The sequence below is a fragment of the Vibrio sp. M60_M70 genome, from assembly GCF_037162085.1.
GTDB lineage: Bacteria > Pseudomonadota > Gammaproteobacteria > Enterobacterales > Vibrionaceae > Vibrio > Vibrio diabolicus.
On sequence record NZ_JARLUL010000002.1, the window covers coordinates 1,167,543 to 1,189,058 of the forward strand.

22 protein-coding genes and 2 pseudogenes are annotated in these 21,516 nt (G+C 42.0%); 18 read left to right on the forward strand and 6 right to left on the reverse strand.

Going from position 1 to position 21,516, the window contains the following annotated elements:
* Positions 1-315: 315 nt before the first annotated feature.
* A complete protein-coding gene (locus P4S59_RS20855) occupies positions 316-2,274 on the forward strand; it encodes a diguanylate cyclase domain-containing protein (RefSeq protein ID WP_337168986.1) in 1,959 nt (652 codons plus the stop codon).
* A 54-nt stretch (positions 2,275-2,328) separates the two neighbouring features.
* Positions 2,329-3,345 carry a UDP-glucose 4-epimerase GalE gene (gene galE / locus P4S59_RS20860; protein WP_104972590.1) on the forward strand — a complete coding sequence of 339 codons (1,017 nt, stop codon included), beginning with the start codon at positions 2,329-2,331 and terminating at the stop codon, positions 3,343-3,345.
* Positions 3,346-3,679: 334 nt separating this feature from the next.
* On the opposite strand, the gene P4S59_RS20865 is transcribed toward galE, so the two are convergent.
* Positions 3,680-5,818: a TonB-dependent hemoglobin/transferrin/lactoferrin family receptor gene (locus tag P4S59_RS20865; RefSeq protein ID WP_337168987.1), complete on the reverse strand. Its 2,139-nt coding sequence runs from the start codon at positions 5,816-5,818 to the stop codon at positions 3,680-3,682.
* A 232-nt stretch (positions 5,819-6,050) separates the two neighbouring features.
* Here P4S59_RS20865 and P4S59_RS20870 point away from each other — a divergent pair, with 232 nt between their 5' ends.
* A complete protein-coding gene (locus P4S59_RS20870; RefSeq protein WP_005395465.1) occupies positions 6,051-6,938 on the forward strand; it encodes a LysR family transcriptional regulator in 888 nt (295 codons plus the stop codon).
* A gap of 76 nt (positions 6,939-7,014) precedes the next feature.
* Here P4S59_RS20870 and P4S59_RS20875 read toward each other — a convergent pair whose 3' ends face one another.
* Complete coding sequence (locus P4S59_RS20875) at positions 7,015-9,648, reverse strand: bifunctional acetate--CoA ligase family protein/GNAT family N-acetyltransferase (protein ID WP_337168988.1); 2,634 nt, start codon at positions 9,646-9,648, stop codon at positions 7,015-7,017.
* Positions 9,649-9,884: 236 nt separating this feature from the next.
* Here P4S59_RS20875 and P4S59_RS20880 point away from each other — a divergent pair, with 236 nt between their 5' ends.
* The 4 genes from P4S59_RS20880 (at position 9,885) to yciH (ending at position 12,421) form a co-directional block, all read left to right on the forward strand.
* The gene (locus P4S59_RS20880; protein ID WP_074190674.1) at positions 9,885-10,454 is read left to right on the forward strand and encodes an SPOR domain-containing protein; all 570 of its coding nucleotides are present in this window, start codon (positions 9,885-9,887) and stop codon (positions 10,452-10,454) included.
* A gap of 149 nt (positions 10,455-10,603) precedes the next feature.
* Positions 10,604-11,593, forward strand: coding sequence for a D-alanine--D-alanine ligase (locus tag P4S59_RS20885; RefSeq protein ID WP_337168989.1), 990 nt, complete (start codon positions 10,604-10,606; stop codon positions 11,591-11,593).
* 128 nt (positions 11,594-11,721) lie between these two features.
* Entirely contained in the window at positions 11,722-12,108 is a 387-nt protein-coding gene (locus P4S59_RS20890; RefSeq protein ID WP_337168990.1) for a DUF3319 domain-containing protein, read from the forward strand.
* Between the two features lies 1 nt (position 12,109).
* Positions 12,110-12,421, forward strand: coding sequence for a stress response translation initiation inhibitor YciH (yciH, locus tag P4S59_RS20895; RefSeq protein WP_012842285.1), 312 nt, complete (start codon positions 12,110-12,112; stop codon positions 12,419-12,421).
* Positions 12,422-12,650: 229 nt separating this feature from the next.
* On the opposite strand, the gene P4S59_RS20900 is transcribed toward yciH, so the two are convergent.
* Entirely contained in the window at positions 12,651-13,019 is a 369-nt protein-coding gene (locus P4S59_RS20900) for a DUF3693 domain-containing protein (protein WP_045346885.1), read from the reverse strand.
* A 183-nt stretch (positions 13,020-13,202) separates the two neighbouring features.
* Between P4S59_RS20900 and P4S59_RS20905 the strand changes: the two genes are divergently transcribed.
* The 11 genes and pseudogenes from P4S59_RS20905 (at position 13,203) to P4S59_RS20955 (ending at position 19,920) form a co-directional block, all read left to right on the forward strand.
* On the forward strand, positions 13,203-13,448 hold the full coding sequence (locus P4S59_RS20905; protein ID WP_337168991.1) for a DUF3850 domain-containing protein: 246 nt from the start codon (positions 13,203-13,205) through the stop codon (positions 13,446-13,448).
* 2 nt (positions 13,449-13,450) lie between these two features.
* A pseudogene (locus P4S59_RS20910) lies at positions 13,451-13,639 on the forward strand (hypothetical protein); the annotation flags it as partial.
* Entirely contained in the window at positions 13,640-14,740 is a 1,101-nt protein-coding gene (locus tag P4S59_RS20915) for a replication initiation factor domain-containing protein (protein ID WP_337169208.1), read from the forward strand.
* Entirely contained in the window at positions 14,712-15,047 is a 336-nt protein-coding gene (locus P4S59_RS20920; RefSeq protein ID WP_043048351.1) for a DUF1293 domain-containing protein, read from the forward strand. The genes P4S59_RS20915 and P4S59_RS20920 overlap by 29 nt, the downstream gene beginning before the upstream one ends.
* Before the next feature lie 2 nt (positions 15,048-15,049).
* Complete coding sequence (locus P4S59_RS20925) at positions 15,050-15,295, forward strand: hypothetical protein (protein WP_005376279.1); 246 nt, start codon at positions 15,050-15,052, stop codon at positions 15,293-15,295.
* A gap of 28 nt (positions 15,296-15,323) precedes the next feature.
* A complete protein-coding gene (locus tag P4S59_RS20930; RefSeq protein WP_031812170.1) occupies positions 15,324-15,515 on the forward strand; it encodes a hypothetical protein in 192 nt (63 codons plus the stop codon).
* Positions 15,516-15,649: 134 nt separating this feature from the next.
* A complete protein-coding gene (locus P4S59_RS20935; protein WP_337168992.1) occupies positions 15,650-17,140 on the forward strand; it encodes a chemotaxis protein in 1,491 nt (496 codons plus the stop codon).
* Complete coding sequence (locus tag P4S59_RS20940; RefSeq protein ID WP_005376274.1) at positions 17,140-17,472, forward strand: DUF2523 family protein; 333 nt, start codon at positions 17,140-17,142, stop codon at positions 17,470-17,472. Before P4S59_RS20935 ends, P4S59_RS20940 begins: the two co-directional genes overlap by 1 nt.
* Positions 17,473-17,477: 5 nt before the next feature.
* The gene (locus P4S59_RS20945; RefSeq protein WP_337168993.1) at positions 17,478-18,905 is read left to right on the forward strand and encodes a zonular occludens toxin domain-containing protein; all 1,428 of its coding nucleotides are present in this window, start codon (positions 17,478-17,480) and stop codon (positions 18,903-18,905) included.
* Between the two features lie 98 nt (positions 18,906-19,003).
* A complete protein-coding gene (locus P4S59_RS20950) occupies positions 19,004-19,213 on the forward strand; it encodes a hypothetical protein (protein ID WP_063518149.1) in 210 nt (69 codons plus the stop codon).
* 380 nt (positions 19,214-19,593) lie between these two features.
* Positions 19,594-19,920, forward strand: coding sequence for a hypothetical protein (locus P4S59_RS20955; protein ID WP_140278457.1), 327 nt, complete (start codon positions 19,594-19,596; stop codon positions 19,918-19,920).
* 22 nt (positions 19,921-19,942) lie between these two features.
* On the opposite strand, the pseudogene P4S59_RS20960 reads toward P4S59_RS20955, so the two are convergent.
* From P4S59_RS20960 to P4S59_RS20970, 3 genes and pseudogenes are all read right to left on the reverse strand, one after another.
* A pseudogene (locus tag P4S59_RS20960) lies at positions 19,943-20,319 on the reverse strand (regulator).
* Positions 20,320-20,403: 84 nt separating this feature from the next.
* On the reverse strand, positions 20,404-20,742 hold the full coding sequence (locus tag P4S59_RS20965) for a hypothetical protein (protein WP_337168994.1): 339 nt from the start codon (positions 20,740-20,742) through the stop codon (positions 20,404-20,406).
* Positions 20,743-21,116: 374 nt separating this feature from the next.
* Entirely contained in the window at positions 21,117-21,473 is a 357-nt protein-coding gene (locus P4S59_RS20970; RefSeq protein WP_337168995.1) for a hypothetical protein, read from the reverse strand.
* Positions 21,474-21,516: the final 43 nt, after the last annotated feature.

Below are 21,516 nucleotides of genomic sequence, written 5' to 3' on the forward strand. Positions count from 1 at the left end.
TTTATTTCTACACAAGCAATGGGTTCACGATGCAGGAAAATGCATCTAGGTTCAGTGACTCACTTCATTCTTCTATCATGAAAGCGAGGTTTATGATCTGATGGCTGACGAAAAAGATCACTTTAGTCCATAAAGATGTTGCCGTTATTTGAGTTGATCCGAATTTTAAGGTATTTCGTTCCTTTTCCATCCAATTTTTGAGAATTTAAGGTTATTTTGCATTGGCATCGTGTTAATCTTGTCGCCCTTAATGGGTAATAGATTGCATAACAACGCTTCTGTCATTTTTAGTGGTTGTCTGCGACAGGAATACATATGTCATTACGAGCAAAGCTTATTTGGCCAATTTTGGTCTTTATAACGGCTATCTTTGTTATCTCAAAAGGTTATACCTCGTATACTGCATACCAATCGTCTAAGCATGAATTGGTCGAACAAACGAGAAAGTTGATTAACAATGTTTCTTTCTCAATTAAAGATGCGCTAACGACAAAGAACAAGCAAAAAGCTCAAACTACTCTCATCAACTTTTTAAACCAGCCGAATGTTACGCGGGTTAAACTTTACGACCAAGATGATCAGCCTTTCGTTGTTCTTGAAGGAAGTGGGGTATCAGCTCCCGTCCCTAATCAAACTGAAAGAAGCAAGTTACACGCGCTAGGTTATGCCTTATCAGCCAAATTTCTTTATGTTCTAGAGCCAATTATTCACGATGGTCGTGTCATTGGCAGTATGAGGATTACGCTTTCCCATCGTCCAATCATAGAAGCCCAACAATCTTTACTTCGAGATGGTGCTGTACTTCTTCTGTTGCTGTTCGCTGGTGGCACTATCTTTTACATAAGTATCGATAGGCTTGTTCTCAAACCTGTTATAGAACTGAGTCATACGATAGAGAGTGTGACACACGGACAAAATACGGATACTCAAGTTCGCTATTACTCCAAGGATGAAATTGGAGAACTCGCACATTCCTTCAATCAAATGATGAACAAGTTAACAACACGCGAGAAACAGCGGCAACATTCATTAGAAATGTTAGAACAAAAGCGGGCGTTTTCAGAAGAAGTCATTGAATCTATTCAACATGCATTAGTTATTACCGACAACTTCGGGCGTGTTATTTACTGTAATACTGCGACTCGGCAGATATTTCAAAAAAAGTCAGAGGAACTTGAGCATGCCAATATCCGTGATCTAATTAAAACGAAAACACCGAATGAGCTGAGCCAAATCCTAAGTAGGGGGTTAGAATGCGATGATATTCACCTCAAAAATGCAGACAACGAACAGCAATTGAGTTTAACCAGTCGTCGTTTGTCCACACATGGATACTTATTGTTCTCGATTCAAGATATCACCGAAATTGAAGAGGCCATGAGCAGGCAGCGTGTTGCAGGGCGTGTTTTTGAGAGCAGCCAAGATGGCCTCATCGTTCTTAATCATCGAGGTGTTATCACAATGGCTAACCCTGCGGTCACTAAGTTAGTTGGACTAGAGATGGATCAGCTTATTGGGAAGTCATTTATCCAAACACTTAAGTGGCGCAAGTTGCAGGAAATGATGCCTAGCATCATTGAATCGATAGAAAACTACGGGGTATGGCAAGGGGAAGTTATTGAGCAGAACCATCTTGGCCAGTTTGTGCCGATGTTTGCAAGGGTTAATCGTATCGTTAAATGTGAAGACCATGGGTTCTACGACCTAGTCATTGTTCTTACCGATCTTTCTGGTGCAAAAGAGATGGAACGACTTGAGTACTTAGCTCATCACGATGCATTAACGGGGTTAGCGAATCGCTCTAAGTTCCATTTAGAGTTGGAAGAATTAGTACAACGGTCGGGATACTTACGTGACGAATTTGCGGTGCTTTACCTCGATCTCGATGGTTTTAAAGAGGTTAATGATACCTATGGCCATGACGCAGGTGATGAAGTTCTGAAAAAAGTAGCCGAGCGTCTAACATCTGCGACTCGACATAGTGATTTAATCGCAAGACTTTCGGGTGATGAATTTGTCATGTTGGTTAATCCTGCCAACCAAAAAGTCGTCACCCGAATTGCAGAACAACTGCTCGAAAGCGTATGCACACCAATCGAGTACAAAGGTAACTCGCTCAAGGTTGGCGTTAGCATCGGCGTAAAATTGGTCGGTGTTAATGAGCGAGATGCCACTCGAGTGTTAAAAAGTGCAGATACTGCAATGTATCAAGCTAAAAAAGCCGGAAAAGGCCAAGCAATATTAATGGGATGCGAATTGCAGGAGACAGTTTAAATCGTAACGTCAAAGCTTTAAACTAAACCCATTCGCGTCAGAAGGAATGATAAAATGAAAGTACTTGTTACGGGTGGTATGGGCTATATTGGTAGCCATACATGTATTCAAATGATCGAAGCTGGTATGACGCCAGTGATTCTAGATAACCTGTACAACAGTAAGTCTACGGTCTTAGAGCGCATTGAAAAGGTATGTGGCGTAAAGCCAACCTTCATCCAAGCCGATATCAGAGATAAATCGACAATGGTAGAGGTTCTAAAATCGCACGATATAGAAGCGGTTATCCATTTTGCAGGTTTAAAGGCCGTCGGTGAGTCCGTAGCAAAACCTCTAGAGTATTATGACAACAATGTGAATGGCACTTTGGTATTGGTTGATGCAATGCGCGAAGCTGGAGTTAAATCGTTGGTATTTAGCTCCTCAGCAACTGTCTATGGCGATCCTGCATCTGTTCCAATCACAGAAGACTTTCCAACTAGCGCAACTAACCCTTATGGACGCAGTAAATTAATGGTGGAAGAATGTTTAACGGACTTCCAAAAAGCGAATCCAGATTGGAGCATCACACTTCTTCGTTACTTTAACCCTGTAGGTTCACATCCAACTGGTGAGTTAGGTGAAGATCCTCAAGGTATTCCAAATAACCTAATGCCGTTTGTTTCTCAAGTTGCGGTGGGCCGCCGAGAGTTCCTTTCTGTATTCGGTAGCGACTACCCAACGAAAGATGGCACCGGCGTGCGTGACTACATTCATGTGATGGACTTATCCGATGGTCACGTCGCTGCTTTGGAAAAAGTAGGTAACAAAGCTGGGCTTCATGTCTACAACCTTGGCACTGGCAATGGCTACAGTGTGCTTGAAATGGTGAAAGCATTTGAAACTGCAAGTGGTAAAGATGTTCCATACCAACTTGTTGAACGTCGTCCAGGCGATATTGCTGAGTGTTGGGCTGATCCATCAAAAGCAATGAATGAGTTAGGTTGGAAAGCGTCTCGCACTCTAGAAGAAATGACTAGTGATACATGGCGTTGGCAATCTAACAACCCTCAAGGTTACCCAGACGCCTAATTTTGATTTACACAATAATAACAAAAAGACGCATAATTGCGTCTTTTTTGATCCAAATCGGAAAAAATCGTAAATTACTGGTTAAAAGGTAGCAAGTCTATATAGAGCTGTTAAACTATGTCCGACTCTTAATTTGGGTTATAAATTTTCTCATAGCTATTGGGGTAGTTCATGGAACTCGGTCTGATCATCACTTTTATCATTGCAGCAGCAGTAATGGTGAAAAAAGAGATGGCAAAACAGTAAACTTTCATTTTTCATACTTTTCTTTACATTTTTGAAATGAAAGCCATAAAAAAAGCCAGCATTACGCTGGCTTTTGTGTTTTTAAGGTTTAGAACTCGTATTTAACACTAATGTTGTAATTACGCTCAGCTTGCGTTTTATCTCGACTTAACTCAGTCTTACCGCGAACATCGTTCCAAAGATGGTATTCTTCATTCGTCAGATTCATAACACCAGCATGAATGGTTATATCTTTCATTGGTTTGTAGTACGCCGTTAAGTCAACGACTGTCGCAGACGGCAAAGCAACTTGGTCTTTGATTCCGCCTTTATCACCATCAGAGTTGATATCACTGTTCGATTTCTTAGCCGTGTAGTTTACTTTTAGGCTTGTCCCCCAAAGTGCATTTGGTGAATCGTAATTTACCGCTGCCACTGCATTCCATGGGTTGACGCTGTTCAATGGGTTACCATCACCATCTTCACCTTCTGTGTATGCTGCAACAAAACGAGTTGTCACGCCTGATGGAAGACCGGCAATAGCATGCCAATCAAGACGGTTAGAGAGCTCAACCCCTTTAATATTTGCTTCATTAATATTGATATTTGTGAATTCAGTTAAACCACCATTATTTGATGAAGTTTGCTCAATAAAGTCACTGTAATCGCTGTAGTAGAACGCCACTTCAGTTACCGACGCTACAGTGTTATGACGGTAACCAAGCTCATAAGATACACTCTTTTCAGAGCCTAAATTTGGGTTAGGGCGATTAATATAGCCATGAGACGGATTATCGTAGGTGTAATAAAGCTCGTCGAACGATGGCGCTCGAAACCCTTGGCTCACTTGCGCGAAGATCGTGCCAGGTTGCGATATAGAGTAAGTTGCTCCTAAACGACCAGTTAATGCAGAGTCGCTAAACTTCTCGAATGACTCTTCAGAGGTGTTGGAAGGATTAGTAGAGAAGTAATCGTAACGCACACCTGGAGTCAGAATTAGCTTGTCATTAAGAAGTGAAATTTCATCTTGCAAGAATAAACCAAAGCTTTCTTCTTTTGCATCCGGCGTGTAAACGTAAACGGTATCTGGCGTGCCGGGATCGGAATTCAACTCGCGATTGGTATTACTGATGTCACTATGTTTATACGATATTCCGTAAACAATATAGTGATTTTGAATCTCTTTATCTAACTGAGTTTCGAATTCAAATTTGTCTTCAGTATATTCGTAATCTTTTTTCTGTTGGTTGTCACCACTAGGCGGTACGTAAGGTGGATAACCTGGGCTGGCTTCGATAAAGCGATTAGACACGCCGTTTTCTTCTTTACCAATCCATGTAAGCTTGGACGTGATCGTATCCGAGATAGCTGCATCTGCAAACCAAATGTGCTTGAGCCCAATGCGATTTTGCTTGGTTGTGTCTTCAGCGTTGAAGTTTTTGTAACTTTTATGTGCGATCTCTGAGTCAGTCTCATTGTAAATAACTTCTCCCAAGAACTCCAAGCGATGAGCGTCATTCAATTGAGATTGAAGTTTTACCAATAGATCGTTTTTGTAATAATCTTGGTTGTCCACAGAATAGTTATCGTAAGGCGCCTTAGAGAAATTTTGTAGCTCTGCACCATCACGTCGTGTAAAGGCAACAAGTGCTTCTGTATTACCGAAACGCTTTGCTAAAGCTACGTGCTCACTAAAAGAGTTATCTTCCGATGAATAAGAAAGTTTTGCTTGACCGCCAAAGTCTTTACCATCTTTGAGGAAATCCTTCGGATCTTTTGTTTCGAATGCGACAACACCGCCAATTGCATCACTACCATGTAGGCTAGAAGCTGCACCTTTAACAATTTCGACACTCTTTAGCATATCAGGGTCAACAGTAACGGCACTAGAATTGATAAACGAATATGGTCCACCGCTGAATACACCTGGTTGAGATGCACCGTCTACTAATATTTTAACTCGTTTACCTTCCGTCCCGCGAATGTTAATACTTTGAACGCCTTGGCGTTGAGTGCCATTAACAGTAACTCCTGGCGTATACTCGAATAGATCATTCAAGTCCTTTACCATGTTTTCTTCGATTTCTTTCTCAGAAATAACGGCAACAGACGCAGCAACCGTATCCATGGTTTGGTTGGTACGGGTTGCCGACACAACGACTTCTTCAAACTTAGAAACTTCTTCCGCATAAGCAGTCTGGGAAAGGGCAACTAAAATCGAGGCTGACAAAATTGTTTTTTTATACATTGGCTTCAATACCTTAGATCCATAATAGGTAACAACAAACGGGATATTAATGGATCTAAATAATAATTACTATCATTACCATTGTCATTTGTGGTTTTATCTTGAGTAGAACTCTTAGGTTATGAGCATTTCTAGTCTTTAGTTATCAGTGTGTTATATTGTTTAACGTTAGTTCTTGATAAGATCATCCAAATACAATCAATGTGACAAAAATCACATTAAGAGAGGCCATGTGCAGAGTCCAATTACGTTAGAAGCGCTCCATATTCTGGATGCCATTGACCGAAGAGGGAGTTTTGCAGCTGCTGCGAATGAGTTAGATAGAGCCCCATCATCACTGAGCTATCAGATCCAGAAACTCGAGCAAGACTTAGACATCATTATCTTCGATCGCTCTGGCCACAAAGCCCATTTTACTGAAGCAGGAAAGCTCATCCTTGAAAGAGGACGAGCCATTTTACAAGCCAGTGAAAAGTTAGTGAATGATGCAACGTTATTGGCGAATGGTTGGGAACTGGATATTACCATTGCCTTTGATGGCATTATTCCTATATCCAATTTCTTCCCTATGGTTGATGCATTGGCTGAAGTAAGCTCAACACGAGTCAGACTGCAAGAAGAGATCTTGGCTGGTAGCTGGGAATCGCTGAATACAGGTAGAGCGGATTTACTGATTTGCCCATCACTGGATACACTTCCTCAAGAAGTCAAATCAGAAAAAATTGGTAAAATGAGCATGTTTTGGGTAGCGGCAGCTGATCACTATGTTCACAAGCGTAGTGGTAAGTTTGATGAGGCGGCGCGAGAAAAGTACCGAATCATTGCCATTGCAGACACTGCACGCGAACAACCTGCGCTCTCAATTAATATCATTCAAAAACAACCTCGCTTGACCGTCACCAACTTTACGGCAAAAGTAGATGCGCTCACTGCAGGTTTAGGCATTGGTACGTTACCAAGCCAAATTGCACAACCTTTGATTGATAGTGGCGTATTGAAGCGAATCGAAGGTACAGAAGAGCAGCCGATGGATATTATCTTAGCATGGCGCCGAAATACCATGGGTGAGGCGAAATCCTGGTGTATTCAATACTTGAAAAAGAATTGGAAACTAAAGTAACAACGTAACTTTTACTTCTTAGGTTCCCATTGCTTATCTAATCTAAGAAGTAAAGTTATCGCTAATGCTTTATTTTTCAATTTAAAGGGAGCACCATATCTGCCGTACCATCGGCAAACTGAACATCGACTTCAAATCCCAGGTTTTGAGCTAACATCAACATCCCTCTGTTTGTAGGCATGGTCATTCCAGACATTTGCTTTGTGCCTTTAATCTTGCAATAGCTGATAATTTTCTGCATCAGCACTTTACCTAAGCCTTTTCCTTTCAAATCTGAACGAACCAAAATAGCAAACTCAGCATCACTATTATCTGGAGTAATCAATGCGCGGGCTACGCCTATGATAGACGGTCCGTCGGTATTAAACGCTACCGCAACAAACGCCATTTCGCGGTCATAGTCGATTTGAGTGAAGTTTGCCAAAGCCTCATGGTTGAACTCACCAACCTCAGAAAAGAAACGCTTATACAGATCTTCTTTCGATACGCTATTGATGAATTGAGCATGCAGCGGCTCATCTTCAGGCAGGATAGGGCGAAGCAGGATAGGTTGGCCATCTCGAAGCGTTACAGTTTCGACAAATTCTGCCGGGAAAGGACGAATCGCCAGACGTTTTTGCGCATCTCCCTCGTATTTACACAGTGTGATGTCCGCATCGAGGATAGTTAAATCGCTTCCCGACACCAACACTGGATGGATATCCAGTCTTTGTATTTCTGGCAACTCAACCGCCATTTGGGAGATACGAACTAAGAATTTCGACAACTCACTGATATCGAGCGCATCTTTGTGTTTCTGCAGGCGAATCTTTCCAGACTTTAGGGCAACAACGACAAGGTAGCGCGCAAGCGTCATGTTCAAAGGAGGAAGTGCAGCGACGGCATCTTGGGCGATATTCCACTCCGAGCCGCCTTGACCAAGCAAGATCACAGGTCCAAAGACCTTATCTACTGCAATACTAATCCGTAGCTCTTCAGCGCTGCCGAGCTTTGCCATACCTTGTACCAACAGACCGTGTACATTGGCAGAAGGGTAACTTAGCTTTACGGTATCTAGAATGGATAGCGCTGCGTTGGAAACTTCTCGACTGTTTCTTAAATTCAGGGCGACACCGTGTACATCCGATTTATGAGGAATGTCTGGAGATCGCAACTTAACCGCAACAGGGTATCCGATATTTTCTGCCATATGCACGGCTTCAATTTCGTCAGATGCAATCCATGTTGGCAGAACATTAAACCCGAACAGCTTAAATAATGGGCTGGTTTGATGCGTATCCAAGGTAACTGTTTTTTTATCCAGTAGTCGTTCATTTACCCATTCTTTTGCAGAACTCACACTTCCAGAGTGCAATGGCTCAGCCGTCGTTGGCGTTTCCATTAATTGCTTCTGGTTTCGTCGATACTCAACCAGGTGCATGTATGCAACGACCGCACTTTCCGGCGTTCGATAGGTTGGAATGCCAGCTTGAGTAAATGTCAGTCGTGCCTCTCTCGACGTTTGTTCTCCTGACCAGTTGGTCAAGATATTAAAATGCTTATGCCGAGGGTGAGCCTTGATCGCCTCAATAACAGCTTGAGCAGTTTCAAGAGGGTCGGAAACCGCAGAAGGACTATGCATAATCAAGATCGCATCTGCACAGTCGTTATTCATCAGTGCGTTAATGGTATCAATGTAGCGTTTTTTTGTTGCGTCACCAGACAGATCAATCGGATTTCGAGCGCGCCAATTGGACGGGAGTACAGTTTGTAATTGCGCAATAGAGGCGTCATCAAGTGTTGCGAGCTGGCCACCACGTTCAATCAAAGTATCAACGGACATAACTGCAGGGCCGCCGCCATTGGTGATGATCGCTAAACGCTCCCCACGAAGTGGCACAGAATGCGTGAGTGTTTCTACCGCAGCGAATAACTCATGCGTATTGCTGACTCGTAACATACCAGTTCGACGGATGGCAGAATCGTAAATTACATCAAGCGTATCACCATCTTGCTGTTCGAAAGTATTCATCTCTTTAGAGCGGCCCGCTTTTAATACCAATATACGGCGGTTCCGTGAAGCAGCTCGCGCAGCAGACATAAATCGCCGAGCATCCTGGATATTATCCACATAAAGCAGAATAGCTTCCGTATTCCCATCCATACTTAAGTAATCAAGCAAATCTGCAAAATCGATATCCTGTCCGCGTCCAATCGAAATGAACGAAGAAAAGCCAATATTCTTATCATTTGCCCAGTCTAACACTGTGGTACAAACCGCCGCAGATTGTGAGATGAACGCAATTTTTCCGGGCTTGGCCGCAACAGGAGAAAACGTGCAGTTAAATTTGTGCCAAGGCAAGATAATACCTAAGCTGTTCGGTCCTAAAACTCGAATATTCAATGATGAAATATTTAAAGGCTGAGCGTCATCAGAGATAACAATCGCAAACGGTGTGCCTCTCTCATCTAACTCTTTAAGCAGTTGCTCGTTGCGTGAAACGTTCGTGCATAAAATCGCAATATCTGGCGTATAGGGTAGGGAAGCCACATCAGGGTAGGCTATAACTCCGGATACCGCTTTGTATCGCGGCGTTACTGGCATAATCGCGCCACCAAATCCACTTTGTAGAAGGTTACGCATAACGACATGCCCTGCTCGCAATGCTTTTTGAGATGCACCAATAACGGCCACAGAGTTGGGTTTAAAGAGTTTATGTAGTTTATTCATGCTGACTCCTAGCCGTTTGCAAGTAACGTTTGCCTATCGGTTTCATATCAATCATAAACGAATAATTTATTGATAAAACGCCTTCAGACCAGACATTGCATAAAATGTGGGCGATGCTTATGGAGTTTGTGTTATTCATCACATCAAAATCACAGATTATTGTATTTGATGCTTGATAAACGGCCCTGCTATCGGCATGATTTATCGTAATATTTATCCAGAGCATTTGTTACTTCATGAAAAAAATCGCAATCATCGGCTTGTCAGTCCTGCTTTCTGCTTGTGCATCTGAAACTTACATCACAGACGTAACTTCTGAAAGTTATCGAGAGGACTACAAATCAGATCGTATCTCTAAGCCAATTATGGCGTCTGAAAACGCTGTAGTAGAAAAAGACGTACAACCAACTGTTGTGAAAATGACGGCAAAGCCTGAAGAGAAGAAAGTAGTCAAGCTAACGCCAAAAGAGCAGGCGAAGCCAGTTAAGATCGTACCACCGAGTAAAAAGCAAGCAGGTATTCAACGATTCGGCTATACCATTCAAGTCGCGGCTGTGGGTAGCCAAGCGAAAGTCGATCAGTTTGCAAATAAGCTGCCACAGAACGGTCAGCCAATTTGGGAAAACTACAAAGTCATCAACGGTACTAAGTGGTTCTCAGTTTTATACGGAGACTACGCAACAAGCGCGGAAGCCAAGCAAGCGATTTCGACTTTGCCTGCTCAATTTCAGCAGTTAAGACCATTTGTTAAAAGCATTGACGCCATTAAAAACTCAGCTTACCCAACGCTTAACAAATTAAACTAACACATCAAATAAGGGAGCGAATGGCTCCCTTATTTATTTGTTCAAATCCTACTCGAACAAAATTCCTCACACTAAAATTACTGTACGTCACACTTCAAAGGTTTATCATAATAAATAGTATCTTTTGTAGGTCACGGAAAGATTGATTCATGATTAAAAATATTCTTCTACTATGCGGCGGCGGCTCTTCTGAGCACGAGATTTCATTATTGTCTGCAAACTTTGTCGAACAACAATTAAATCTTATTGAAGACGTTCACGTTACACGCGTAGAAATAAAAAACGAAGGTTGGATGACCAACCAAGGTGAGTTGGTTTACTTGGATCTCAATACCAAGCAGTTGTGCTCAAGTGAATCTAATCAAACCATCGATTTCATTGTGCCTTGTATACATGGTTTTCCAGGCGAGACAGGCGACATTCAATCTCTGTTTGAAATCGCAGGTATTCCTTATCTTGGCTGCGGGCCAGAAGCGAGTAGCAATAGTTTCAATAAAATCACATCTAAGCTTTGGTACGACGCTATCGGTATTCCCAATACGCCATACTTATTCTTAACGCGCAACGATGAAGAAGCTCATACTCAAGCTCATAAAGCGTTTGAAAAATGGGGAAAAGTCTTTGTCAAAGCCGCTCGTCAAGGGTCATCTGTTGGATGTTACAGCATCACAGAAAAAGATAAACTTTCCAATGCAGTAAATGATGCGTTTGGGTTTTCTGACCAAGTGTTGGTTGAAAAATCAGTAAAACCACGAGAGCTTGAAGTTGCTGCATATGAGATGAATGGCCAGCTGCACATAACGAAGCCAGGCGAGGTTATTGCACCTGACGGTGCTTTTTACTCGTACGATGAAAAGTACAGCAGTTCAAGTCACTCGCTCACCGAAGTTGAAGCGAAGAATCTAACCCAAGCGCAATTAGATGCAATTCAGCACGCATCTGAGAGGGTATTTAAGCAAATGAATCTTCGCCATTTGTCTCGTATCGACTTTTTCTTAACGGAAGATGATGAGATTTACTTAAACGAAGTAAACACATTCCCAGGTATGACTCCGATCTCGATGTTCCCTAAAATGCTTCAAAATAACGGGCACAAATTCCATGAGTTCTTGGAAGATTGTATAAACAGTGCCAAGTGATTAACGTTATCGAGGCGCGTTTTATGATAGAAATTGTTTTCTAGAGCAAGGTTTATTCAAGCCGTATTTGAATATTGCTCAGTAGCAATTATGATTATATCAACGCATTAAACAGATGACTCAGTGGTATGGCGATTTCAAACTATAGAGGTTTTAACCTGCAGTCAGGCGGACCAGATGGCAGTATTTGGAAGGTTAAAATCAAGAACCACGTCTTACAAGGCAGTTTGACGGCGGTAAAGAAAAGCATTGATTGGTGGTGCGATACCGCATCAATTATTGATCCCAAAGAGTTTGCTGCGCTTGGACAAAGAGCGCAGCAAGTTGGTGGTGCAAAATCAGAAGTCTTTAACGGTTATACGATTCAAAATGATACAGGTCAGTCCAACTCTTGGTACTGTATGTTTAATGGTAAACTGATTAAGGGTAGTAAAACTGCTATTCAACGTCATATCGAAGCTTATTTAGTTGCAAAGCAAAAAGCGATGCAAGCTCAACAACAAAAGAAACAATAGAATGACTCTGGTATATTCAACAGAAACCGGTCGAATTAAGCCGGAAGAAGAAAAAACATCTCGCCCCAAAGGCGACGGTATTGTACGAATTCAGCGCCAAACGAAAGGACGTAAAGGTAAAGGTGTATGCATCGTGACAGGTTTAGACTTGGATGATGCACCTTTAAAATTATTAGCTGCAGAACTCAAAAAAGTCTGCGGCTGTGGTGGCTCGGTAAAAGATGGCAATATCGAAATTCAAGGTGATGCTAGAGACAAGATCAAAGCGCATCTTGAAAAGAAAGGCATGACAGTCAAATTAGCCGGTGGCTAATTTACATTCAGGGAAACTCAGAATGGCGTCTAAAAATAGACGCCATTTTTTATTTTAGTAAGTAATACGCTAATTGAAGAACAAGCAATCGCAGATTGATAGATCGATATTAGCTATTTTATGGTAAATAGCCATTATGTTTAATACTCACATTAAAGGCTTTAAATTTCAAATTCACAGGGGAATAGGAGCGCTCATTGGTAGCATTTGGTGTACGAGCACTCTCAATTTAACATAATATACATAATGCGCACTTAGCTATAGCTACTTTAAGGTCGCCAAGCCACAACGCAAACATGCCACAAACCATTGAAATACTTGATAATCCTAGCCCGTTAAACTTTTTTGCAATGTTTTCCCACATTCCTTTTATGTGTGGATTTTCGTTGCGATCAGCGTGACATCCCAACAAAGCTATCTCTGGGTCAATTCCTGAATTCTCCGCTAGAAAAACTGCTTCTGAATCAGATATATAGCGTCTTCCTTTTCTCATTTCGCTGATTCTGGACGCGTTTACATTCAAATCGTGTGCGATTTGCTTGTCTTGTACGTAGTTTTTCGCCTTTTTGTAGGCATCTAACAGCTCACTTTGATACATGGGACTACCTCCGTTTTCTTGATTTTAGCTTAGTAGTTACGGAAATTCGCATCTAGCAATTACGAAAATCCGTAATTACACTTACGACAAATCGTAATTAAGACCGCCTTAGCTCTGGGCGTTTGCCCTTGACGCTTACGTCTTGGCTCTGGCGGTCGCTCTCAACTAGTCAAGGTGGTTGTTATGAAAGTTCATCAAGCGAAAATTAATCCTGAGTATCTAAATGCCATTATCGATGGCAAGAAAACATTCGAAATTCGCAAGAATGACCGTGATTACCGTGTTGGTGATTGGGTTCGCCTTTCTGATGGTGCTCGCTTCGTCGTTGTCTGTATCACTTACCTAACTGATTTTGAGCAAAAAGAAGGCTATGTGGTTTTCTCTTTTGATTGGATTCAGGGCGGTCAAGAACAGTCTGTCGAGGCTTAATTATGGATTCCATTTATTTCGATGATGAACCCCAAATCGGAATCAACGTGTATTTTCCTTGGGGTCACCATTTCTTTAAAAACCAAGCTGAATTCAACCAGTTTTTACACATCCACTACGGTAACGATGCTTATCAACTGGTTGAAATTACAGACGAAAATTACAACGAATTGCTATTAAAGGGGTCTTTCATGCAATTTAAAGATGAAACACGCCCAGTCAAAATTGACCACTTGGCTTTTACGTTTAACTACGGTGATTTGCGCCATCTTGATAAGTCAAATGACCAAGATTTCATTAACTTGCAGATGCCTGAGTTTCGTCAACCTACTTCTAGCACTCCAGATGCCATTGAAAGCGCTATGGAGCGTCATAAAGACAAGGTTCGTAAAGTACTCTCGCATCGCTTTGATGAATTCATGTCAAAGATTTTTGGCTTTCGTTTATCGCCTATGCGTGGCCGTGGCTTGCATGGCTATCAAGATTCGATGGTGATTCTTGATAAGACGGGAACCGTTGAATGTGGTTTGGTTGGTATTGGTGGCAACAATGACACGGTATTCGTCCAAATCAACGGTACTGGCTGTACCAAGCTTTTTGATTACACCACGCATAAGAAAATACATTTCTGGTTAGCTACGGTGCTTGGTGTTACTCGCCTCGCCCGTCTTGACTTGGCTGTCGATGATTACACGGGGGTTTTTGACTGTGGCTATGCAGAAATATGTTTTTACAACGGTGCGTTTCGTACGGCTAAGCGTGGTCGTGGTCCCTCAATGGTTCCACATAAGCGCATTACTGAATCTGGTGAGCTAATGGAAGAAGCAACGATAGTAGGTTCACGTTCTTCAACCGTTTATTGGCGCATTTACAACAAGAAGTTGGAGCAAAAAATTACTGACCCTGAGGTCATTTGGTATCGAAATGAAGTTGAACTGAAAAAGTGCGATGTCGATATGCTCGCCTCTCCTGCTTCGGCTTTTGCTGGTCTCTGTGATTTTGCCGCCAGTATTGAACCGTCTGAACCCGTCAAGTTTTCCAAGAACAAAAAGGCTCAAGGTTTGGAGTTTTTCTCTCGTATCGCTTGGGCTCGTCGCCAGTGCGGTAAAGCGTTATCTGAGGTCATTGCGATGACTGAGGGTGACTTAGGGGAAGCGTTTGGAATGCTTATTCCCGAAAAATACAGACGAACAAATTTTAACGAGCTAGGCGTACCGGACGCTTACGCTTATCTCAAATCCTTAACTTTGGAGAGTCAAGGCTATGCCAACAATTACAGCAGTAGTTATTAAGAAGTTCCCGAAATCGGGTATGGAGTTCGCGGAGCTTTCAGTTCTTCGTGCGGTTGAAGAAGTTGATGTTGAGAAGTTTCAACAGCGTGGTATCGGTTTAAACACTGATATTCCTTTTAACAAACAACCAATTCGCATCAATCTGGACTATGCAAACCAGTTAATCAACACCAAAGCTTTTGTTCCTAATCGCGAATACGAACTTCGCTTTGATGTGAATATTGATGACCCTCTTGATATTCAAGTTAAGGAGCTCATTCCGCTTGACGATGACATTAAAAAACACTTTCAAGCGAGCCTTAAATAATTATGACTCTCTCAGTCTGTGCGGAAATCCTCACTGATGGAACGATTAAAGCTTTCCCCTACGAGCCGTTAGCCAATTGCACGTTCGTAGTGGTGAGCAATGACGACTATCAGTTGATGGCGACTCGCGCAAACTTGGAGTTTGATATTGATGCAGCATTTTACGCTGAGATAACAGGTTATTTGCTGCTCTCTTTTGTGTCCGGTCACGTGCTCGGACGAATCGTTAAAGGGCTTGGTAAAGCCTAATCCTGTAAAACCTTTTGGAGATATTCCTATGAAAAAACTATCTGTTCTTTTGGCTACTGCGGTAGCGTCTGGCTCTACTTTCGCTGCTGACCACTCTGCGGCTATTGGTACAGCTGTTACTGAGGGTCAAGCAAACTACACGCTAGTTGTGGTTGGTCTGATTGGTCTAGCGGCTATCGGTTTTGGTCTTCGTATGATGATTGGCGCGATGCGTTCGTAATCACTATGCAAGAGACGTTAACCGCCATACTCACCCTACTTTTCGCTCTCTCGATGTTCGGTGGATTCGTTGGGGGTTTTAAGTCTGGTATTAACGCCTCCTAGTGGGGCGTTATTTTTTTATAAGGAATACAAATGAGTATTAAACAAAGCATTGCGTCACTGGTTATTTTGCTGAGTGTTTCGTTTAGTGCTAGTGCTTCCGGTGGTTTCATAAAACTTTATCGTAATAGTGGCAATCACCATCTTGTTAATGGTTGTCTTGGTGTTTCTGTTGGTGACACTATGAAAATCGGCACTTCTGGTAAATTGAATAAGCGTTACTCAAACGGTGTTTGTCAAACTTGGAGCGTTAACGCCTCTAGGGTTTCGGTTGATTGGGAGAGAGATGGCGGTGGGTCTTATACCGGTACTATTGAGGGGTCTTCTGCTGCTTCTTGTCCATCGGGTCAAGAGGTAAACCCTGACACTGGCAAGTGTGAGGAGCCGCCTCCTCCGCCTTTCTGTAGTCGTCCCGATACAATTCAGCAAATGAGTAACTACTCTCAATCATGTTCGGCAAAAGGACCTGGTTATCAAGCCAATATCATCTGTCGGGATGAGGATGAGTATCTTGATATGAGTTGCCCTCCTCCTCCTGATGAGTGTACTCCGGATTCGGGTAATTGGCCTGCATGTAAGGAAGACGAAAGCAAATGTGATGAAAATGACCCTGATTGGGATCCAGAATACGGAATGTGTTGTCGTCCAGAAAATAACTGGTGTGATGTTCCTGCTCCTGAGTCATGTGTTATTGGTGGTCCAAACTGGCCTGCTTGTGCTGACGATATTGATGTTGACCCTCCAACGGGTGGCGATTTAGGCGACCCTGATAAACCATCTGCCGGTGGCGGTGGTGGCTCTACTGACCCTGATAAACCTGAACCGGATGTTGATAATACTAGTGACACTCTAGCGGCTATTAAGGCGATGAATGAGGATGTTAACTCTCAGCTAACTGGTATCAATAACGACATGAACAAAAATCAAGCTGAAACAAAATCCGTTCTGGATGCTCTCAAGGCTTCAGTTGATTTGAATACCGATACCGTTGTCGATAATGCAAACCATGTGGCTAATGCAATTAATGGTCAGTCCGATATGTTGTCTGATATTGGCAATAACACAAACCGCTTATTAACTTCTGCAAATAACCTTTTAAACAATGGCTTTGGTCAGCTATCTAATGAGCTTGGCGACTTGGAATCAACTAACCAAAAGGGCTTTGGTGATGTGGTCGATGCTATTGAGGGGTTAGGTAAGCCTATGGTTGATGGTGGCGGTGGTGGTGCCGTTGTTCCCCTTTATTCGGCTACCCAATTACACAACTTAAACGCTGAAATTACTGTCCTTAAAAATGAGTATAAGGATTTATTAAATCAGTACCGCGCTTACTTCAATTTTACATCTGATGTTAACGGCGGTGATTACAACGCTCATAACATCGAGCTTACGGTTCGCGGCAATGTAGTCCGTCAACAGAATGCAGTTATGGCAGCGTTACAGGATAACGCCGGAATCATCGGGGCGGTGGTTTTGTTTGTATTTGGCCTGCTAGGGATAAGAGCAATCGGAGGGGCTTTCTAATGTATGAGTTTTTTCAGTACATCACCAACATGGGTGAGACCATTCTTAACTATTTCAGTAATGCAGGTAGCTATTTTGATGCGGCTTTTGTGTGGCTCCAAGCATGGTGGATAAAAATGAAATTCATGGTGATGATTGAGTTTTTGCGTATCTCTTATTTGGTGGCGACAACATTATTAGATGAGATTGGTTTTAGCTCCCTATTCTCTGATTTGTTTAACTTGCTCCCCTCTGAACTTCGTTATTGGGGGATATTATTTAAAGTGCCTGATGGGATGGCTATTTATGCGAATTGCGCCACTACTGCACTTGTAATGAGAATGTCGAGGTAACAACAATGGCAATTAGTATTAGAACAGGTGGCAATGGCTCTTATAAATCCGCTTACACGGCATGGTTTGTTATTCTCCCTGCACTCAAGGCTGGTCGTGTGGTTGTGACCAACTTTGAGGGTATGCAGCCCTTAGAAGAAATTGAAAAGCGCTTGAATATTAAATTCCCTTCATCTGCTAAGTTGATTCGTATTTTCTCGCGTTCTGAAATTGGTATTGAACTCTGGCAGCATTTCTTCTGTTGGTGCCCTCTTAACGCGCTCATTGTCATCGATGAGTGTCAGGATATCTTTTCTAAAAACATCGGCTTTGATGGTCGAAAAATTAAATATCGCCCTTTAGAGGAATTCCTCCCAAACCTACCTAAAGGCTATAAGGAGTTTTTCGATTCTCGCCACGTTCCTGTCGATTTGAGTACGTTGCAATCGTGCGAGATAGACGACTTAGGCGTGGCTGAATACGACGAAAATGGTCGCATAATCTACCCGTTAACTTATAACGAGGGCTTTATGCGTCATCGAAAATACAACTGGGATATTGAGTTGCTCTCTCCTGATTGGCAGCAGATAGATAGCTCAATCAAGGCGTGTGCTGAGCAAGCTTTCTTTCACAAAAATAGGGATGGTTTTTTCTTTGCTAAGCGCAAACCGTGGATATACAAACATCCTACCAATGTGACTAAGCCAGTCATTCCTCAAAAGAAAGACGCAAACCTATTCCCTCAAAAAATCCCCTTGGAAGCGCACCTACTTTATAAGTCTACGGGTACGGGTGCGGCTACTAAATCAGGCGGCTTGAATACGCTGTTTCGCTCTCCGAAATTCTTTCTAGCCTTGTTCTTAATGATTGCTTGTCCGGTGTATTTTATTTATGGCGCTATGGATTTACTTACTGAAGATGAAAGTCAGGTTTCAACAGATGAACTTGAGACGAAAACTAACAGCCAAAATTTGGAATCTGTTCCGGCTGGACGGGCTTCGACGTCTACTAAAGGGGATTCTGTTTTACCTAGCGGTGGGGTTGCTAATTCGAGTGGTCAGCAAGGCGGCTCTCCTTTTGTTCCTGTAACGGATGTTCTCTATTTTGAGGGGCTTCAATCTGCCTATCTGTCTGGTTTCCATAAGAAGACGATCATTAAACAGAAAAACGGAATCAACCTGAGAACGGCTAACTTTGATGTTGTGATTAACGCCTATACCGACGACGGTCTTTATTCAATCAATAAACGTTATCTCGATGCTGTGGATGTCCAATTTGAGCTATTGGACGAATGCTTAATGGTCCTCAAGCAAGGTGAGCTTAAAAGCCTGATAACGTGCGAGCCATCCACTAATGACCGTGGTGGTCGTGATGTAGATTCCATTCAGACGGATGTCGCCAGTATTGGCTCTCTACGAGGTCAAGCGATGAGTGAAAACTCTTTTTTGATGTGAGGTTTTGATGTGGTTTGTTGATACTGTGCGTGAAATTTATGTTTTGGTTTTATCTTGCTGTGGTGTGATTATGTTTGCGCTTTTATTTGGTGGTTCTAATGAATGATGAATATGTAACGGTAAATGATTTTGTCGCTGCTCTTGAGCTTATGAATGATGTCTATCTTTTTGATATGTTGCTGGGTGGATTGATTGGTGGCGTTATGGGAAGTTTTTTTACCATTCTATTACTTTCGAGTTGGCCCCGCAGGGATAAGGAGTTGCGGAGCGACGACGGGGCACCAAGCCGCCCACTTAACTCAAGATAGCCTCCCCACTTAATCGGCGCGGTTAGCAACCCAAACTCACTTGGGTTCTGCCGCCCTCCTTTCCTGCTAGACCATTCAAAACGCCCAGGGCACTCCCAAGTGTCGGCTCTATCTCACCTCTCCCATAGTTCTCTAAATCAATCGAGTGTCGAGATTGATTTTCCTATTTGGCGGTTGCCCGACAATAAGTGACGACGACGAAGACTGAGGAGGAGGAGCGCAGCGGAGGGCAAACCCCCGTTCTGTATCACGGGGGTAAATTCCCCCATAACTTAAGGCTTTGCACTGACATAGACTATCTGCAAGCGTAGCGCGCCAGTGTTTGAGCGTTAGCGAGTAATGGTGTATAAACCCTAAGTTAATATGACTTGAGGTGCTTAATGACAGCATTTGGTATTGTTGCGATTCTACTCAGTGTGTTAGGAGTAATAACTCCTGTTATGGGCTTTTTGCTATCTGCCTTGTCTGGCTTTTTGGCAATATTGGTTTCTAAGAGGTTGGATCCTTTGGCCAATGCTGCATTGGTCATTAATTGGCTTAACTTAACTATTTTGTCTCCATTGACGGTTAGCGCGATGTTTAACCCGATGTTTGGGACTGATTGGTCAAATATAATTGTTTACACTATCTGTGTATTGATTCAATTAACTGGGCTTGTACTTTGGCGCATTAACTATCGAAAATATTCGTTGTTAAAAACAAAATAAGGGGCTGAAAGCCCCTAAACTATTATTGTGTTTTCCGAATCCTATTTAGTGCTCGAACATACTTCATTATCTTTGTGGTTATCATCATGTCCGGCTCTGCTCCTATCTCTAGGAGCGCTATTCCGGTTAAAATTTCCTGTGGGCTTACGAGCTGCCCCGTCGGTAGTTCTAGCGCGTTCTTGTGCATTTTGAAATTTTCCCAAGCTTCTGAGGTGGCTAGTTCCCTCCCTTGGTCATTCTCATCAGCCGTTTGCATTCGGGTGGTATGGGTTTTCCTGAATCCCATAACTTGACCACCCTCACACTTTTAAAACATAGTTTTGCTGCTTCTTCTACACTTAATCCACACTCAAATTCACGAAAAACGTAATTCTTGCTCATTTTTCGAAAGTTCGTCATATATACCCTGATAATCAAAAGGGTGTATATGTAATTGATATGAAACATTATTCAACATAACGTCGCATAATACGCACTTTAGACTTAGAAGATTAGCATTGGCGATGATAGCTTAGTTACACCGTATTTGGCTTTTGCGGCCTTGCAGGCTTCATCAGCTGCCTTGTATGGGCCGTGAACTTTTATTTCACCACAGCGACCACTTGATAAGAACCAGTCATCAACTTTAAAACCGTGTAGCTGATTAAGTTCCTGCACTGTATCTTGGGTTACGTTCGACACTATACGCGTTTGTTCTGCATCTTGCTCATTCAAGTAACCGAACAACTGTATTGGATATTCGATTATTTCTCTCCAACTTTCTGAGTTAACAAGATCTTTGGCTGGCGTTCTTGAAGTTCTGATACTAACTCTGCTGGGCATGAGCTAGTGTTTAAGTTATATCAGATAAGCAACCTAACGATTGCTTAAAGCCTTTGTCTTCAAATCTCATTATATCCTTTCGATAACTTATGTTTTAAGTTATCGAAAGGACGAGAAAATTCAATGTTCTCACTTATGGCCACATATTGTTCATCCCAAAAGTGTAAGTATTACATTAGCTTTATAGGAACAAGGCATCCATTAGATGTAAACTCTCTACTTTTCAATCTATACCTAGATCTTTCTTCATATGTTCACTCAACTCGCTAGTGGTTCTTACATTAATTTTATGTTTGCAATGATGGATTCTCAACTCTTCACCAAATAATTTCACTACTGATTTTGTATACAAAGCACTAATATTATTTATTAATCTATACAATGTACCTTTCTGATAAACAGATCTTTTCGAATTTTGTATTGCAGTCTTCATATTTAAATATTCTCACATTTTTAACTTTATAATTTAAAGAATTATTTTCAAGTTCGATCTTTATTATTACTTTTGTCGATATTGAATGAGTCATTATCATTGATGCACAATCGACAATTAAATTACCTGAATCCAACTTAGTAATTTCACGAGAGATAACTTTTATTTTTAATTTTTCCTTTTCATTATTTAAGTCGATTGAGTTAATTTCTTCAGGATATTTATTTAACTTAATATCCAATATAGTTTTATTAAGATAGTAGTCTGCCATTATTTCATGACGGCTTTTAAATATCATTGTTCCCCTCCGTTGATGCAAGTTATACTTTCCCTCCCGTTAA

What these genes read in the sequence shown, in the direction of transcription:
- P4S59_RS20855 (WP_337168986.1), top strand. Translation starts at nt 316, where the DNA reads ATGTCATTACGAGCAAAGCTTATTTGGCCAATTTTGGTCTTTATAACG.
- galE (WP_104972590.1), top strand. Translation starts at nt 2,329, where the DNA reads ATGAAAGTACTTGTTACGGGTGGTATGGGCTATATTGGTAGCCATACA.
- P4S59_RS20865 (WP_337168987.1), bottom strand. Translation starts at nt 5,818, where the DNA reads ATGTATAAAAAAACAATTTTGTCAGCCTCGATTTTAGTTGCCCTTTCC.
- P4S59_RS20875 (WP_337168988.1), bottom strand. Translation starts at nt 9,648, where the DNA reads ATGAATAAACTACATAAACTCTTTAAACCCAACTCTGTGGCCGTTATT.
- P4S59_RS20880 (WP_074190674.1), top strand. Translation starts at nt 9,885, where the DNA reads ATGAAAAAAATCGCAATCATCGGCTTGTCAGTCCTGCTTTCTGCTTGT.
- P4S59_RS20885 (WP_337168989.1), top strand. Translation starts at nt 10,604, where the DNA reads ATGATTAAAAATATTCTTCTACTATGCGGCGGCGGCTCTTCTGAGCAC.
- P4S59_RS20890 (WP_337168990.1), top strand. Translation starts at nt 11,722, where the DNA reads ATGGCGATTTCAAACTATAGAGGTTTTAACCTGCAGTCAGGCGGACCA.
- yciH (WP_012842285.1), top strand. Translation starts at nt 12,110, where the DNA reads ATGACTCTGGTATATTCAACAGAAACCGGTCGAATTAAGCCGGAAGAA.
- P4S59_RS20900 (WP_045346885.1), bottom strand. Translation starts at nt 13,019, where the DNA reads ATGTATCAAAGTGAGCTGTTAGATGCCTACAAAAAGGCGAAAAACTAC.
- P4S59_RS20905 (WP_337168991.1), top strand. Translation starts at nt 13,203, where the DNA reads ATGAAAGTTCATCAAGCGAAAATTAATCCTGAGTATCTAAATGCCATT.
- P4S59_RS20915 (WP_337169208.1), top strand. Translation starts at nt 13,640, where the DNA reads ATGCAATTTAAAGATGAAACACGCCCAGTCAAAATTGACCACTTGGCT.
- P4S59_RS20920 (WP_043048351.1), top strand. Translation starts at nt 14,712, where the DNA reads ATGCCAACAATTACAGCAGTAGTTATTAAGAAGTTCCCGAAATCGGGT.
- P4S59_RS20925 (WP_005376279.1), top strand. Translation starts at nt 15,050, where the DNA reads ATGACTCTCTCAGTCTGTGCGGAAATCCTCACTGATGGAACGATTAAA.
- P4S59_RS20930 (WP_031812170.1), top strand. Translation starts at nt 15,324, where the DNA reads ATGAAAAAACTATCTGTTCTTTTGGCTACTGCGGTAGCGTCTGGCTCT.
- P4S59_RS20935 (WP_337168992.1), top strand. Translation starts at nt 15,650, where the DNA reads ATGAGTATTAAACAAAGCATTGCGTCACTGGTTATTTTGCTGAGTGTT.
- P4S59_RS20940 (WP_005376274.1), top strand. Translation starts at nt 17,140, where the DNA reads ATGTATGAGTTTTTTCAGTACATCACCAACATGGGTGAGACCATTCTT.
- P4S59_RS20945 (WP_337168993.1), top strand. Translation starts at nt 17,478, where the DNA reads ATGGCAATTAGTATTAGAACAGGTGGCAATGGCTCTTATAAATCCGCT.
- P4S59_RS20950 (WP_063518149.1), top strand. Translation starts at nt 19,004, where the DNA reads ATGAATGATGAATATGTAACGGTAAATGATTTTGTCGCTGCTCTTGAG.
- P4S59_RS20955 (WP_140278457.1), top strand. Translation starts at nt 19,594, where the DNA reads ATGACAGCATTTGGTATTGTTGCGATTCTACTCAGTGTGTTAGGAGTA.
- P4S59_RS20965 (WP_337168994.1), bottom strand. Translation starts at nt 20,742, where the DNA reads ATGCCCAGCAGAGTTAGTATCAGAACTTCAAGAACGCCAGCCAAAGAT.
- P4S59_RS20970 (WP_337168995.1), bottom strand. Translation starts at nt 21,473, where the DNA reads ATGATATTTAAAAGCCGTCATGAAATAATGGCAGACTACTATCTTAAT.